We start from the raw sequence: 16133 nt of genomic DNA on the forward strand, positions 1-16133 counted from the left end.
GGAAATGGTAGATTTAATCATTAGAAACGGCAAGATCATTGATGGTACAGGATCACCTTGGTATTACGGAGATATTGCTGTTAAAGAAGGGAAAATCGAAAAAATAGGGTTACTAACTGATGTACAGGCACAAAAAGAGATCGATGCAAAAGGATTAGTAGTATCACCTGGGTTTATCGATATGCACACTCATTCTGATTTAGTGATATTAGAAGAGCCATTAATAGAAGCAAAAGTACGCCAAGGAATTACGACAGATTTATTGGGACAGGATGGAATTGCTGCTGCTCCGCTTCCGCAGGAGTACGTGTCTACTTGGCAGAAAAATCTAGCTGGATTAGACGGAACACCAGCAGTAGATTGGGACTGGCAGACTGTTGGTGAATATATTGAAAAAATTAAACGAAATAAACCAAGTTACAATTTAGCTGTTTTGGCACCACATGGAAATATTCGTATGGAGGTAATGGGCTTAGCAAACCGCCCAGCTACTGATGAAGAAATTAAGAGAATGCAAGATGTTCTCCGAAGATCTTTAGATGAGGGAGCAGTAGGTCTTTCTACGGGATTAATATACCTTCCTTGTTGCTTTGCGGAAATGAAAGAACTTGAATCATTATGTCAAGTAATTGCTGAATATGGTGTACCGCTAGTAATTCATCAGCGTAGTGAAGGTGATGAAATTTTAGAATCAATGGATGAGTTAATCGCAATGATGAAACGATGTGGGGCTCATCTGCATTTCTCTCATTTGAAAAATTGTGGCAAAGACAATTGGCATAAAACAGCTGATGTTTTAAAGAAAATTGATGAAGCTCGAAATGCAGGATTAGAAGTTACATTTGATCAATATCCATACATTGCAGGTAGTACAATGCTAAGTGCAATTTTACCACCATGGGCACATGATGGAGGAACTGAAGAAATGTTAAAGCGTCTTGAAGATTTGCAATTACGTGACCAAATTAAAAATGAAATGTCGACCGCTCTTAAAGGCTGGGATAGTATTGCAAAATGGGCTGGATGGAGTGGCATCATTATCACATCAGTCGAAACAACTGAAAAACAATACTGTGTTAGTAAAACAATTGAAGAAATTGCAAAAATTGATGGTAAAGATGAGGCCGATGTCGCATTGGACTTAATTCTTCATGAAAAAAATAACGTTGGCATGATTGATTTTGTTATGAATGAAGAATCGGTGAAGATGATCTTAGCACATCCTGCTGGAACGGTAGGTTCTGATGGATTGTTAGGAGGAGAACCACATCCTCGTGCATACGGGTCCTTCCCTCGCATTTTAGGGAAATATGTGAGAGAAGAAAAGGTAACGACGCTTGAAGAAATGATTCGTCGTATGACATCCCAACCTGCTCGTATTATTGGATTACAGGATAGAGGAATAATCCGTGAGGGACTGGCAGCGGATATTGTGATTTTTAATCCAGACACAATTATAGATCAAGCAACTTTTGAAAAGCCGCGTCAACACAATGTTGGTATTGAAACAGTTATTGTTAACGGGCAAGTAGTTGTTCATGGGGAAGAGGCATACCGAAAACCTGCTGGAATTGTTATTCAACGTCAATATAACATCAAGCATAAGCAGCTTTCTAATACAAAATAAAATAACGGCTAAAGTCTAAAAAATTATGAAGTTACTACTTGTGAGGAATAAAGCTAATTTATTTTATATAAGAGGGGGATGATTATTATGCAAAATAAATTTCAGAATCAAATTGATGACATAATTGAACTTAATGAAGTTGGGATTGAAGAGATAAAAAAGCATAAAAACAATTACACAGAGTCCACAAGACCAATATCTAAAGCAGAACGTTCTTGGGGTGCCTTCAGTATGGGTAATCTATGGATTGGGATGATTGTGTCTATTGCGGTATATCAAGTAGCCAGTGGATTAATCGTTGCAGGTATGACTTGGTATCAGGCATTATTTACAATTGTCTTAGGACACACTTTAGTAATGGGATTTGCGTTAATATTAGGTCATTTTGGTACAAAATATGGATTGAATTTCCCAATGTTGTGCAAAATGGCTTTTGGTACTAAAGGTGTTATCATTCCAGCTTTAATACGAGGTATAATTGGTTGTTTCTGGTTTGGCGTGCAAGCATGGATAGGAGGTCAAGCTGTCAATGCTATATTAAAAACCTTTATACCAGCTTGGAGTAATTTAGAATTTTTTGGGTTAATAATTGCATTTTTATTATTTTGGTTATTAAACGTCTATATTGCTTGGTCAGGATCTAAAGGTGTTAAAATGCTACAAGACTATGCAGCACCATTATTAATACTACTAAGTTTGGTAGTAATAATATGGAGCTTAAACACAGCGAACTGGAGCTTTAGCGTTCTATTATCAGAGCCAATACTCCATGGTAATGGAGAAACCTCATTTGCTATATTATTCTTCCCTGCTTTATCTGCAATGATTGCATTTGATGCAGGCATTGCTCTTTCGATGGCTGATTTTACTAGATACAGTAAATCTCAAAAGGCGCAAATTAAAGGGCAAATCATTAGTGCTCCACTTATCACTCTATTCATTGCCTTTGTTGGTATCTGCGGTACTGCTGGAGCTTCAATAGCTTTTAATGAGGCTATTTGGGAACCTGCTGTTTTAGTAGGACATTTTGAGAATCCTTTTGTAGTTGTGATATTCTCAACGTTTATAATTATGGCTGTTTTGACAACCAATGTTGCAGCGAATTTAGTACCTCCAATTAATGTAATAGCAACAATTTTCGCAAGAAATATTAGCTATAAACAGGCCACTCTTATAGCATCGGTTTTGGCTTTAATCGGGCAGCCGTGGAAAACTTTAGCAACTCCGGATGCACTAATATTTGACGTATTAGGTATTTTAGGAGCAATACTTGGACCTGTTTCTGGTCTATTTATAGTGTCGTATCTTTTTGTACACAAAACAAAAGTGGATTTAGTTTCTATTTATAGGGAAGATGGGGGAAAATATTTTTATAAAAATGGTTGGAATGTGGAAATCATCTCCATTCTACTTCTATCTACAATTTTCATAATATTAGGAAAATATTATAGTCCTTTGCAAATAATATTTGACAACGCATATGTTTTAGGAAGTATAGGTGCTGGATTAATATACTATTTAGTAATTAAATTAAAAAACAAAGAATTCCAAATTATGCCTGAAGGAGATTTAGAACAGTGAATATTTTAGTTTTAAATCCCAATACCTCATTGAGCATGAGCTCTGAGATTACCAATACTCTTAATAAGATAAGCGGGCTAAATTCGAATTTTGTTATTGCAAACCCAGATTTTGGAGTAGATTCTTTAGAATCCTTTTATGAATATAATTTGGCTACATTTGGTTGTATTAGGTATATAAATAATACAAGTATAAATTATGATGGAATCCTCTTAGCTTGTTTTGGTGATCCAGGATTATATGCTCTAAAAGAAATTGCAAAAACCCCGGTTATTGGTATTGCTGAAGCCGCAATGTCAACTGCCTTATTGTTAGGTAGAAAATTTGGGATTTTGGTTGCATCTCAAAAAGCTGTACCGATGATGGAATCTTTGGTGCGTGAATACGGTTTGGAATCAAGATTATCAAGTATATTAACAATAAATATTCCAGTTTCAAAAATTGAAGAAAATAAAGTAAATAGCTATGAAAACTTATACAAAATGGGTATGAGAATGCTTGAGGAGGGAGCTGAAGTAATTATTCTTGGATGTGCAGGAATGACAGGTTTTAGTTCTAAGCTTTCTAAAGATTTAAATGTACCGGTAGTAGATCCAATCGAATGTGGATTCAATTTATTAGAGAATTTAATTAAACAAAATTTAAAAATTTCAAAGATAGCATTTTATAAAGAACCTGAACAAAAAGAGATATTCAAAAGAGAATTATTAGATAAATAATTTACATTGAGATGAGTGGGGATTATTGAAAAAAACGATTATTAAAAATGGTATTTTAGTTACCTCAGAAAAAGTAGTACAAGAGGATTTATTAATCGAAGATGGGAAAATTAAAAAGATTGGGGCAGAAATAGAAGATATTGATGCAGAAATTATCCAAGCTGAGGGGAATTATGTTTTTCCAGGCGGGGTAGATGCACATACACATTTTGATTTGCAATCTGGTATTCATCGTACTGTCGACAATTATTACACAGCTAGCATTGCTGCAGCTTGTGGAGGCACGACAACTATAATTGATCATTTATCCTTTGGCCCAGTGAATTGTTCTTTACAACATCGCGTAGATGAATATCACAATTTAGCTTCTGGAAAATCCGTCATAGATTATTCGTTTCATAGTGTAATACAACATGTTAATAATAAAATTTTGAACGAAATAGATGAACTCATAGCTGAAGGTATTACTAGCTTCAAGATATACATGACCTATGATTTTAAGTTGTTAGATTATGAAATTTTACAGGTTATGCAAAAAATTAAAGAAGTAGGTGGTGTGCTGACAGTTCATGCAGAAAATCATGGAATTATTGAGACATTAAGAAAAAAGTTCATCTCGGAAAAGAAAATAGAACCTATTTTCCATGCGAAAAGCCGACCAGATTATTGTGAAGCAGAAGCAATTTGGAGATTAATTCAATTAGCTGAGGTAATTGGAGATGTTTCACTGTATATTGTGCATCTATCCTCAAAAAAAGGGTTAGATATTTTAAATTATGCTAAACAAAATGGATACAACAATGTATTTGTAGAAACGTGTCCTCAATATTTAACACTAACAGATGAAAAATATTTAGAAAGTGATGGCTTAAAATACGTTATGTCTCCACCACTACGGAAAAAACATGACTTAAATGCTTTGTGGGAGGGATTATCAAACAATAGCATAGATGTAATTGGCACAGATCATTGTCCTTTTTTATACTCTACGGATAAACAAGATGGTAAGAATGACTTTACTATGTGTCCAAATGGTGTGCCAGGTGTTGAAGAAAGATTTCGTTTAATTTTTTCTGAAGGTGTAGTAAAGAAGAGGATTACACTTCAGCAATTTGTAAATGTAATAAGTACAAATCCCGCTAAAATTTTTGGCCTCTATCCAAAAAAAGGAGATTTAAAGGTAGGTTTTGATGCAGACATAGTAATTTTTAACCCGAATATAGAAGAAAAAATAAGTATTAATAAATTGCATAGTTCAGCAGATTATTCAGTATATGAAGGAGTCAATGTTACAGGCCGTATAGAATGTGTGTTACAGCGAGGTAATATACTTTTTCAAAAAGGAGAATTCAGAGGCCTTAAAGGTCAAGGGGAATTTATAAAAAGAAGTCCTCAGAGAAAATCCTTGTAAGCTTCACCTTACAAATAGGAGGTTGTGAAATTGAGCATTTTAATTAAATCTGGAACTATTGTTAATAGTTCCAGTAGTTATGTTGGGGATATAGAAATAGATAAGGGTAAAATCATAGCTATTGGATTAGAACTGCCTACTAAGAAGGGTATGACAGTAATTGATGCCACTAATAAATATGTAATTCCAGGAATTATTGATGTCCACACACATGTTGATCACTTTGGTGGTAAACAAAAAACGGAAGATAACTTTTTTGAAGGAACTAAGTCAGCTGCTTTTGGTGGTACGACAACTATTATTGATTTTGCAATTCAAGCTGGTAATGAAGATACAGAGAGTGCAATTGCTAGAAGAAAATCTGAAGCTAAGAATCTTGCATGTATTGATTATTCCTTACATGCTCATTTGAAAGAAACTAGTAGTGGTAGTGATCCTAAGTTGAAAATACAATCTATTATAGAAGAGGGTATACCAACTTTTAAGATTTTTACAACTTATCGAGATGCAGGATTCATGATTGATGATTATAACTGTCTGGAATATATGAAAATATTAAGTGAAAATAACGGTCTCCTTATGGTTCATGCCGAAAATGATGCTATTTGTGAATCCATAACAAATAAATTGATAGAAACAGATACTGCTAGTGTTATTAACTATCCTAAAAGTCGACCAATTATTGCTGAGGTTGAAGCAATTTCAAAAATTATTCTTTTCGCTAAAAAAACAGATGTAAGCGTATATTTCGTTCACGTTACAACTGAAGAAGGGCTAAAGCTTATTGAAAATGCTCAGAAAAGTGGAATGAAAATTTTTGCAGAAACTTGCACGCACTATTTAGTCTTGAATGAAGAGGTATACAAAAGGGATGATGGTTACAAATTCATAATGGCACCACCTCTAAGAAAAGAGAATGATATCGACTACCTGTGGGAAGGCATTAGGAATCGAAGTATATCTGTTGTTAGTAGCGATCATTGTGCATACAGTTCAGATAAAAAAGTTAAAGGAGAGCATAATTTTACTGAAGTATCACCTGGCTTACAAGGAATTGAAATGTTATTGCCATTAGTATATTCAGAAGGTGTTTGCAAAAATAGAATTACCATTAATGACTTAGTGAGAATTCTTTGTGAAAACCCCGCTGAGATTTTCGGTTTGAAGAATACAAAAGGAAAAATATCTTTAGGATACGATGCAGATTTAGTAATAATTAATCCATCATTGGAATGGGAAATGACAGATACAAATCATAATATGATGACCGACTTCAATCCTTATTCAGGTTATAAAGTAAAAGGACGTCCCGAGTATGTGCTTAGTAATGGGAAGATGATTGTTGATAATTTCGAATTTAAAGGAGAAAAAGGACAAGGAAGATTTATAAAAAGATATTTACACTAAATTGAAAGGAGTAACAAATATTGAATTTAAAAAATAACGATATCATGCCAACCACTGACAAGGAAAGAGATATTAACTTAATAGACTTTGTTTTATTGTGGGCAGGAATGACAATTGGTATCGCTGGATTCGCTGTAGGCGCTCAATTGTATCCAGGATTATCTCCAACCTCTATTGTTCAAGCTACAATAGTAGCCTATGTAATTGTAACTGTCTTACTTTTGCTAAATGGAGATATAGGTATGAAATATGGATTACCTTTCACAGTTTATATGCGTGCATGCTTTGGATATAAAGGCGCTCATATACCTGGAATTATTAGAACTATACCATGCTTGTTTTGGTTCGGTTTTCAAACATGGGTTGGAGCACTCGCATTACATGAAATAGTTAAAATATTTTTGGGTCATTCAAACCTTACTATATTGATAATTCTATTTGCGGCAGTACAAATTTTCAATGCGATTTATGGGATGAAAGCAATGGCGAAGTTTGATTATTTGGCAATTCCAGCACTAACAATTGTTTTAGGTGTTACAGTGATATGGCTTCTAAAAAATAACAATGCCACAATGACAGATATATTTGCTATTAGTGGTAACGGTTCAACTGCATTTAGTTTTGCTATAATGGGTGTCGCAGGCGGATGGATTACAATGGCCTTAAACAGTCCAGATTTAACTAGAAAACTAAAAAGATCGAAAAACTATGAAGATAACACCAACTTTTGGAACACAAATAAAAGGGCATTATTTGGGCAAACAATTGGGTTGGTACTTGTTGGCAGTTTAGTCATAATGGTTGGCATGATAGCAGGAGTATTAACGGGTGTGTGGAATCCAATTGATGTGTTAGTATCAGCTTTTGCTGAATCTAATGTTTGGATTTTAATCATAGCCTTCATCACAATTATCTTTGCCCAATGGTCAACAAACATAGCTGCGAATTTAATGCCACCTGCCTATATAATAATTAATATGTTTCCTAAACTAAATTTTAAATGGGGAATAATTATTTCTGGAATTATAGGTATTCTGATTCTACCTTGGAAATTCAGTGATTACTTAGTACAATTTCAAGTAATTACATCGGGACTATTAGGACCGATTTGCGGAATTATGATTGCTGATTATTACTTAGTAAGAAAAAGAAAATTAAATATCGAAGATTTTTATCAATACGGAGGAGCTTTTACTTATCAAAAGGATTTTAATTTAATTGCAGTTATAAGTTTAGTTTTGTCATTCGCAATAGGTTGTATCTTTCCAGATTATATTTTCTTTATTAGCTTTCTACTAAGTATCTTAATCTATACACCATTTATGAAAAGAAAAGTTGTTTAGTAACAAGATCAGTTCTCAATTAAATAATGAAGATAGATATCTATACTAATGAACTTCTTGTTAATAATGTAGTAGAACCTATTAGAAAAGTATACAGTACAAAAAAGTCAGCTCTATTAAATGATCTTATTGATGGGTATCAGGTTCTAAGACAATTCAGATTTATTTCAATGAGAACTGGTACCTTTCATCATGAAGGGGGCATTATATGGGCATTATATGGGGAATTATTATAGTCTATATGTTAGTGATGATTGGGATTGGTTTTTATGCAAAAACAAAAATTAAGAGTAGTGAAGATTATCATTTAGCTGGACGACGTTTAGGGCCAATTATGCTTGCAGGAACACTTGCCGCTACTGAAATTGGTGGTGGTAGTTCGGTGGGTGTTGCGTCAAAAGCGTACGGAGAATGGGGACTATCGGCAGGTTGGTATGTTGTATCAGCTGGTGTAGCGATTATTCTAGTTTCTTTTGTAGCACCTTTTATGCGTCGCGCATTGGCTACCACTGTTCCGGAAATAATTGGTCGACGTTATGGTAAAAGTAGCCAATTAATTTCGAGTATTTTGTCGGTTGTTGCATCTTCAGCGTTAACTGCTGTACAGATTACTGCTACAGCATCAATTGTACATGTATTAACGGGCTTTAGTTTAAATTGGGCAATCCTTATTTCAGGTACTATTGTTGTCTTCTATACTTTTTTAGGAGGTATGTGGAGTGTAACATTAACGGATTTTGTTCAGTTTTTCATAATTGTTATAGGATTTGCAATCGCGGTACCTTTTGCATTTTCCGCAGCAGGTGGTGTCGACACAGTATTAAATAATTTACCGAAGGAACAGTTAGGGTTCACAAAAATTGGTTGGCCAACAATTATTGGTCTAACCTTGATGTATTTTATGACCTTCTCTACAGGACAAGAGGCGGTACAGCGTTATTATTCGGCGAAAGATGAAAAAACGGCTGTATGGGGATCTGTACTCTGCGGGGTTCTAATGACTATATATGCGTTTATTCCAGCCATTTTAGGATTAATTGCATTGTCTAGCTTTCCGAATATTAATGAAAATAGTGCATTAGCCACTGTTTCGGTAGAGCTATTACCACCAATTATCGCAGGTCTCTTGTTATCAGGGGTTATTTCAGCTACATTATCAAGTGCCTCAGGTAATTTACTAGCGGTAGCATCAGTTTACATGACTGATATTCACCCTTTCCTATCAAAGAAAAAGGTTACGAGTGAAGCCGAATTAAAAGCATCTCGTTTGATTATCATTCTAATCGGTGTGTTTGCAATAGGAATTTCACTTTTTAGTCAACAAATTATACCACTATTAGTATTTGCTTTTACTATTCGTTCAACAGGTCCATTTGCCGCGTTCATTTTAGGCTTATTAGTTGATCGAGTAACCAAAAATGCAGGTTTATCTTCGATAATTGTCGGATCGATAGTCGGTGTAACTTGGCAAATATTAGAAGACCCTTTCGGGATAATGGCGGTTATCGCAGGTAGTGTTGCGAGTATTATTACATTCCTAGTTGTGAATAAAATTGAACTTAGTAGAGGTAAACCAATTGCTCCATCTGCCTATATACCGAAAAGTGAAAGTACTTGATCAATTAATATTTTAATAAACACTATTATTATATTAGACTATAGTGATACTCAGATTTTGAGTATCACTATAGTCTTTTTCTTGCTAAAACAATAAAGATTTCAACAATTAAACTTTATGATTCAATTTCTCATTATGAAATACTTTCAATAAGTATGAGGCGGTGAAGCCTCACGTTTTTTATTTTGAAATCCCCTTCAGTAAAGTTTGTATAAGAGGCATGGAAAAAGATTCTAAACTTCTGTCCGTGGCTTGCAAACCCCAATGATATATGGCTCCCATATAGGTCTGCGTAACCATAGTTAACGTATCTTCAATCGAATACTCCGGGTCGATTCTATCTTTTTCAATAGCTTCCTCTAATAATTTTCGCAAGATTTTAAAAAGATAACGATTGGTATCTAAAAAGTATGTATGTTCATCCGACTCTAACGCGGCACTATATATAACCTTCATCAAGTCTTTCCCCATCTCTTTCTCTAAAAAGTGCATTAATTTCTGTGAGAAAATGATTAGTTTTTCAATTGGGTCCATGTCTGCTGGAAAAGATTTGTATACTTCCAAATAAAAAGTATCTACTTCCTTAAAGCGCACTAAGAACACATCTGATTTTGTCCTGAAATGTTGATAAAAGGATCCTTTGGAAGTATTACTTTTCTTTACTATATGGTCAACAGTCACTTTATTAAATCCTTTTTCGGCAAAGAGCTTCAATGCAACTTCTAAAATCTTTTTCTTTGTTTTTTCTCCCCTAAGCTGTTTTTTCACTATTTCAGTCATAAAATTCCTCCATTCGTTATTGACAGAATAATAGCAATAATTATAATATTAGACTACAGTCTAATTAAAGAATATTAATTTATTATTATTGATACTTTAAATTCTATTTTAATCAAACGAAAAAAGAAAGCGCTTACTCGAGGAAGTACTAAACAGTAGGAGGATAACAATGGATAAAGTTATTGAATCGCATGAAATTCGAAAGTTGTTTAAAAGTGGGGATCAGATTTTATCGGGAGGGTTTGGTTTATCGGGTACGGCTCTAACTGTTATTGATGAACTACTGGAAACGGATATTGCAGATTTAACAGTAGTGAGTAATAACTTGGGGGACCTTGGTCAGGGCTTACATAAACTGTTTATCCAAGGAAAAATAAAAAAAGCAATTGGTTCTTTCTTTTCTATTAATAGAGAAGCAGTAATTGCATGGTCTAAAGGTGAATTGGAGATTGAATTATTACCACAAGGTACATTAGCGGAAGCTATTCGTTGTGGTGGAGCTGGAATCGGTGGCTTTTATACAAAGACTGCTGTTGGAACTGAATTAGCGGAAGGTAAAGAGGAACGAGTAATTGATGGAGAAAGATATATTTTTGAGAAAGCGATTAAAGGTGATGTTGCAATTATTAAAGCGGCTAAAGCTGATCGTCTCGGAAATTTGGTATACCACACGACAGCTAGAAACTTTAACCCTATGATGGCTACCGCCGGGAAAATTGTCATTGCTGAAGTAGATGAAATTGTAGAAGTTGGAGATCTAGATCCAGAATATATTGTTACACCACATGCATACGTGGATTATGTTGTTCAAAGTAAGTATTCCAAAGTAGGGAGTGAATATGTTGGGTCAAGATAAAAGACATCTTATTGCTAAAAGAATTGCAGAAGAACTAAAGGATGGTCAAATAGTTAATCTAGGAATAGGTATCCCAACTTTAGTCTCAGAGTACTTAGAGGATAAGGAGGTTTTCTTGCAAACAGAAAACGGCTTACTAGGAATGGGGCCACTTGCGACTGAAAAAAATTTAGATATTGATTTGATCAATGCAGGAAAAGAACCAGTAACTTATTTAAAGAGTGCTTCTTTTTTTAGTAGTGCTGATTCGTTTGCATTAATCAGAGGCGGTCATGTAGATGTCGCAGTATTAGGTATTCTACAGGTAGATATTAACGGAGAAATTGCTAACTGGGCTGTTCCAAACCAACCAATTTTAGGTGTTGGTGGTGCAATGGACTTAGTAACTGGAGCTAAAAAAGTAATAGTAGCAGCTACATTATTTGCTAAAGATGGAACTTCTAAATTAGTGAACAAACTTACGTATAAAACTAGTGGAATCCGTAGAGTGGATTTATTTGTGTCTGATTATGCAGTTTTTAAATTTACAGAGGAAGGACCTAGAGTTGTAGAGATGCTTGATCCTATTTCCATAGAAAAATTGAGTGAAAAGGTTGGTTTTAAATTGGAGTATTTAAATAGTCCAATAGAGATTAAGTAACATTATTAGATGGTTTTGTAATGAATCGAGATGTTGAATTGATTAAACACCTACTTACCACACATTCAAAATTGAAAGTAAAAGAGGGGATCACTACATGAGTAAGCAAAGAACGGTAATTGTAACAGGTGGAGCAGGTGGATTGGGTTATGCTATTTCCAAAAAGTTTGTCTCTCAGAATGACTTTGTTTTTGTAGCAGATCTTAATCAAGAGGCTGCAGATAAGGTAGCAAGTGAATTTGGAGAAAACGCCAAAGGGATTGCATTAGACGTGACCGATGAAGAAAGTGTTCAAGCAGTCATTAAATCTATTATTGATGAAAGAGGATCTATTGAAGTGCTAGTGAATAATGCTGGGTTACAACATAGAGCACCAGTGGATGAGTTTCCTTTAGAAAAGTGGAATCTACTAATTAGTGTCATGTTAACGGGTGTATTTTTAATGACTAAGCATGTTTTCCCATTTATGAAAGAAAAAGAGTTTGGAAGAATTGTTAATATTTCTTCCGTTCATGGGAAGATGGCGAGCCCAGAAAAAGTTGCATACGTTGCTGCTAAGCATGGCGTAATTGGTGTAACAAGTGTAACTGCTATAGAAGGAGCGCCTTTTAATATTACTGTTAACTCTATTTTACCAGGGCCAGTTCGCACGCCGCTACTTCAAAGACAGCTAGATGATCTGATGGAGGTTGGCCAAACAGAGAAGGAAGCACTGGCGAAAATCATGTATCCAAAACAGGCGATGAACAGACTTATATTACCTGAAGAGGTTGCTTCAGGGGTTGTTTATCTCTCGGCAAATGAAGCAAGCGGGATTACAGGAGAGCATTTAAGTGTTTCTGGTGGAATGTAATGAAAAATAGGGGGATATGACAGATGACAACGTATATTATCGATGGGGCAAGAACGGCTTTTGGAAGCTTTGGAGGTTCTTTGAAGGATGTAAGTGATATTGATCTAGGTGTTGTAGCAACTAAGGAAGCTATTAAACGTAGTGGAATTCCCGTTTCAGATATCGACGAAATTATTATCGGGAATATTATACAAACAAGTGGGGATTCTGCTTATCTAGCAAGACATATTGGTCTGAAAAGCGGAATGCTAGAATCATCAAGTGCACTTACACTCAATCGACTGTGTGGATCTAGTATGCAGTCTATCGTATCAGGAGCACAATCAATCGAACTTGGTGATGCGAATGTAATTGTGGCTGGGGGAACGGAGAGTATGAGTTTAGCTCCTCATGTATTGAGAGGTACTCGTTTCGGATCACCAAACAAAGCTCCTCAAGTGGAGGATATGCTTTGGGATACTTTAACGGATAGATATGTTGGGTGCGGAATGGGAATTACAGCTGAAAATCTAGCAGTAAAATATGATATTTCTCGTGAAGAACAGGATGAGTTTGCAGTCGTATCACAGGAAAGGGCTGTACAAGCTAGAGATAATGGTCGATTTGCCGAGGAAATTGCACCGGTGACGATCAAAGGTAGAAAAGGTGATGTTGTTTTTGATACAGATGAATATATTCGAGATGGTGCAACAATAGAAGGTCTAGCTAAACTAAAGCCAGCGTTTAAAAAAGATGGAACAGTTACTCCAGGTAATGCTAGTGGGATTAATGATGGAGCAGCTGCAGTTTTACTTGCATCAGAGGCTTATGTTAATGAGCATAATTTAAAGCCATTGGCTAAAATCGTTTCTTGGGGGGTAGCTGGGGTTGACCCTTCTATTATGGGGATTGGACCAGTTCCAGCAAGTAAAAAGGCTTTAGAAAAAGCTGGTTTAACTTTAGAGGATATCGATTTATTTGAATTAAATGAGGCATTTGCTGCTCAATCGTTAGCGGTTGTGAAAGAATTAGGTCTTGATATGGAAAAAGTAAACGTTAACGGTGGAGCAGTTGCTTTAGGTCACCCTGTTGGTGCAAGCGGAACAAGAATTACGTATTCATTAGCAGTTGAAATGAAGAAAAGAAATGTACGATATGGTTTAGCGTCTCTTTGCATTGGTGGGGGTCAAGGTATCGCAATTATTCTAGAAAATGTGAACTAAAAACAATGGCGGGAAATGAAATAACGAAAATCACTTTACAAAGGGGATAGAAATTAATGAATCCAACAGTTAATGCACTTGAAAAAAGAGTAGTAAGTAAAACAATGATGCGTATCCTACCATTTATCTTAATCTTATATATTATTGCATATTTAGACCGAGTTAATCTTGGTTATGCAGCCTTACAAATGAACGCAGAATTAGCGTTAACTGCTGAGGTATTCGGACTTCTTTCTGGTATTTTCTTTATAGGTTATTTCTTTTTTGAAGTTCCAAGTAACATGATTATGCATAAAATAGGTCCAAAAATCTGGATTGCTCGCATTATGCTAACATGGGGAATTGTAGTAATACTAACTGGATTTGCACAAACGACTACTCATTTGTATATTCTCCGATTTTTATTGGGTGTTGCTGAAGCAGGTTTCTTCCCAGGTATTATTTTGTATTTAACGTATTGGTTCAGAAATCGTGAAAGAGGAAAAGCAACTGCTGTACTATTATTAGCTTTACCAATCGGCGGTCTAATTGGTGCACCATTGTCTACATGGATTTTAGATAATATCTCGTGGCTAAATATGTCTGGTTGGAGATGGATGTTTATATTAGAAGGTATTCCTGCTCTTATTTTAGGAGTCATAGTTTTATTTTATATGACTAACCGTCCGGCAAATGCAAAATGGTTATCTCAGGAGGAAAAAGATTGGTTAGAAGGAGAGCTTGAAGCTGAGCGACAAGTAAGCAAGAAAGTGAATAAAGTATCTAAATTAGAAATGTTAAAAGACTCAAAAGTATGGAAGTTGTCTCTACTCTACTTCGCAGCATATACAGGAGTCTATGGTTTGTCATTTTGGATGCCGACCATTATTAAATCATTATCTGCAACTGCTACAACAAACTTAGAAATAGGTTGGCTCGCTATGATTCCGTCACTTGTTGGTATTCCGGCTATCTTGTTTGTTGGATGGAATGCGGATAGAACAAATGGACATAAAAATCATTTACTTATCTGTTTCCTAATTGCTGTCTTAGGGTTCATCGGATGTGGATTTTCTAGTAGCGTCTTTATGATGGTTCTTATGCTCGCAATTACATCTGCAGGCTTATACGGATTTACTGGATGTTTCTTTGCATATTTAACTTTCTTCTTTACAGATTCAACTGCTCCAGTTGGAATAGCGGTAGTTAATTCATTCGCAGCATTGGGTGGATTTGTAGGACCAATGATTTTAGGTGCTGTAGCATTTACTTCTGGAATGTTTATTATTGCAGGGCTACTTGTGATAGGAGCAATCACACTAATGACTTTAAAATTGTCATCAGAACGAAAAGAAGCAAAGCTTACAAGCGCAAATGTTAAGGCTGGGACTTTGTAAAACTTCCCTGTGTAAGAAACAATTCTACTCTATTCTGTCAATAGACAACAACACATTATTAAATAAGTAAGTATTAAATAGCACTCACCTGATGAAGAGGTGAGTGTTATTTGGCGTTTTCCATTTTTTTGTGTCCCTGTGTAAGAAACAATTCAAAATTGTTTCTTACACAGGGATATTATTCAATTTACTGTAAAGTCCCCTTCTCCTAACAACTTGTTTTCGGAATTGAACACTTTAATTGTATAATCTCCAGTCTCTTCAAATGGAGCAAAAATATAATACACCCAAGCCCATGTAGGATCAATTTCTTCATCGTAGCTGGAATAAATGTTCTCAACTTCTCCATCATGCTTAATGATTAAAATTTTTATTGGTGTCCCAATTTCTTTATTACTGTCCAATTCGAAAGAAACCTGATCTTCTAACGTAAATGTATCAGCAATCTCTTCAATCCCATTTTCACCTGGGTGTCCAATTTTCATCGTGTTGACTTCTTGAAATAGTTGAATTCCACATCCCGAAATCAGAATCATAAACATGATTAATAAGAACCCTTTTATAGCTATCCCATTTACACTCAAAGTCATTTCCCTTCTTTTTCGTTATAAAGGCGTTATAACAGGATATGCCAAGATATTTGCATCTGTAACCGTTGGGCTTCTCAACAACGGCCATGTTGGTCAGATGATATAGTTTATTGTGAAATCTTTCAACAAA

14 protein-coding genes are annotated in these 16133 nt (G+C 35.2%); 12 read left to right on the top strand and 2 right to left on the bottom strand.

The genetic code is table 11. The annotated features are described in order from the left end of the window. The first annotated feature begins 4 nt into the window (after positions 1-4). The 7 genes from KD050_RS15095 (at position 5) to KD050_RS15125 (ending at position 9706) form a co-directional block, all read left to right on the top strand. Positions 5-1627: an N-acyl-D-amino-acid deacylase family protein gene (locus KD050_RS15095; RefSeq protein ID WP_211893160.1), complete on the top strand. Its 1623-nt coding sequence runs from the start codon at positions 5-7 to the stop codon at positions 1625-1627. A gap of 87 nt (positions 1628-1714) precedes the next feature. Then, a complete protein-coding gene (locus KD050_RS15100; RefSeq protein WP_211893161.1) occupies positions 1715-3208 on the top strand; it encodes an NCS1 family nucleobase:cation symporter-1 in 1494 nt (497 codons plus the stop codon). After that, a complete protein-coding gene (locus KD050_RS15105; protein ID WP_211893162.1) occupies positions 3205-3927 on the top strand; it encodes an aspartate/glutamate racemase family protein in 723 nt (240 codons plus the stop codon). Before KD050_RS15100 ends, KD050_RS15105 begins: the two co-directional genes overlap by 4 nt. A 25-nt stretch (positions 3928-3952) precedes the next feature. Next, positions 3953-5338, top strand: coding sequence for a dihydropyrimidinase (gene hydA / locus KD050_RS15110; RefSeq protein ID WP_211893163.1), 1386 nt, complete (start codon positions 3953-3955; stop codon positions 5336-5338). 30 nt (positions 5339-5368) lie between these two features. Then, positions 5369-6745: a dihydropyrimidinase gene (gene hydA / locus KD050_RS15115; protein ID WP_211893164.1), complete on the top strand. Its 1377-nt coding sequence runs from the start codon at positions 5369-5371 to the stop codon at positions 6743-6745. Between the two features lie 20 nt (positions 6746-6765). Beyond that, positions 6766-8088: a cytosine permease gene (locus KD050_RS15120; RefSeq protein WP_211893165.1), complete on the top strand. Its 1323-nt coding sequence runs from the start codon at positions 6766-6768 to the stop codon at positions 8086-8088. Positions 8089-8296: 208 nt separating this feature from the next. Further along, positions 8297-9706, top strand: a complete 1410-nt coding sequence (locus tag KD050_RS15125) for a sodium:solute symporter family transporter (protein ID WP_211893166.1) — start codon at positions 8297-8299, stop codon at positions 9704-9706. Positions 9707-9886: 180 nt separating this feature from the next. Here KD050_RS15125 and KD050_RS15130 read toward each other — a convergent pair whose 3' ends face one another. After that, positions 9887-10486, bottom strand: a complete 600-nt coding sequence (locus KD050_RS15130) for a TetR/AcrR family transcriptional regulator (RefSeq protein WP_211893167.1) — start codon at positions 10484-10486, stop codon at positions 9887-9889. Between the two features lie 169 nt (positions 10487-10655). Between KD050_RS15130 and KD050_RS15135 the strand changes: the two genes are divergently transcribed. The 5 genes from KD050_RS15135 to KD050_RS15155 all read left to right on the top strand — a co-directional run bounded on the left by KD050_RS15135 (position 10656) and on the right by KD050_RS15155 (position 15413). After that, positions 10656-11342, top strand: a complete 687-nt coding sequence (locus KD050_RS15135) for a CoA transferase subunit A (RefSeq protein WP_211893168.1) — start codon at positions 10656-10658, stop codon at positions 11340-11342. Further along, the gene (locus tag KD050_RS15140) at positions 11326-11982 is read left to right on the top strand and encodes a 3-oxoacid CoA-transferase subunit B (RefSeq protein ID WP_211893169.1); all 657 of its coding nucleotides are present in this window, start codon (positions 11326-11328) and stop codon (positions 11980-11982) included. The genes KD050_RS15135 and KD050_RS15140 overlap by 17 nt, the downstream gene beginning before the upstream one ends. Positions 11983-12079: 97 nt before the next feature. Further along, positions 12080-12835 (top strand): 3-hydroxybutyrate dehydrogenase, encoded by a 756-nt coding sequence (locus tag KD050_RS15145; protein WP_211893170.1) that lies wholly within the window; start codon positions 12080-12082, stop codon positions 12833-12835. Between the two features lie 23 nt (positions 12836-12858). Continuing rightward, positions 12859-14037: an acetyl-CoA C-acetyltransferase gene (locus KD050_RS15150; protein WP_211893171.1), complete on the top strand. Its 1179-nt coding sequence runs from the start codon at positions 12859-12861 to the stop codon at positions 14035-14037. 56 nt (positions 14038-14093) lie between these two features. After that, positions 14094-15413 (top strand): MFS transporter, encoded by a 1320-nt coding sequence (locus KD050_RS15155; RefSeq protein ID WP_211893172.1) that lies wholly within the window; start codon positions 14094-14096, stop codon positions 15411-15413. Between the two features lie 182 nt (positions 15414-15595). Here the strand turns inward: KD050_RS15155 and KD050_RS15160 are convergent, their stop codons facing one another. Next, the gene (locus KD050_RS15160) at positions 15596-15997 is read right to left on the bottom strand and encodes a hypothetical protein (RefSeq protein WP_211893173.1); all 402 of its coding nucleotides are present in this window, start codon (positions 15995-15997) and stop codon (positions 15596-15598) included. Positions 15998-16133: the final 136 nt, after the last annotated feature.

It is taken from the genome of Psychrobacillus sp. INOP01 (genome assembly GCF_018140925.1).
Lineage (GTDB): Bacteria > Bacillota > Bacilli > Bacillales_A > Planococcaceae > Psychrobacillus.

Excerpts from the sequence above, each read along its gene's own strand:
- KD050_RS15135 (WP_211893168.1), top strand. The coding sequence starts at position 10,656 with ATGGATAAAGTTATTGAATCGCATGAAATTCGAAAGTTGTTTAAAAGT.
- KD050_RS15125 (WP_211893166.1), top strand. The coding sequence starts at position 8,297 with ATGGGCATTATATGGGGAATTATTATAGTCTATATGTTAGTGATGATT.
- KD050_RS15145 (WP_211893170.1), top strand. The coding sequence starts at position 12,080 with ATGAGTAAGCAAAGAACGGTAATTGTAACAGGTGGAGCAGGTGGATTG.
- KD050_RS15155 (WP_211893172.1), top strand. The coding sequence starts at position 14,094 with ATGAATCCAACAGTTAATGCACTTGAAAAAAGAGTAGTAAGTAAAACA.
- KD050_RS15095 (WP_211893160.1), top strand. The coding sequence starts at position 5 with ATGGTAGATTTAATCATTAGAAACGGCAAGATCATTGATGGTACAGGA.
- KD050_RS15130 (WP_211893167.1), bottom strand. The coding sequence starts at position 10,486 with ATGACTGAAATAGTGAAAAAACAGCTTAGGGGAGAAAAAACAAAGAAA.
- KD050_RS15140 (WP_211893169.1), top strand. The coding sequence starts at position 11,326 with ATGTTGGGTCAAGATAAAAGACATCTTATTGCTAAAAGAATTGCAGAA.
- KD050_RS15150 (WP_211893171.1), top strand. The coding sequence starts at position 12,859 with ATGACAACGTATATTATCGATGGGGCAAGAACGGCTTTTGGAAGCTTT.
- KD050_RS15100 (WP_211893161.1), top strand. The coding sequence starts at position 1,715 with ATGCAAAATAAATTTCAGAATCAAATTGATGACATAATTGAACTTAAT.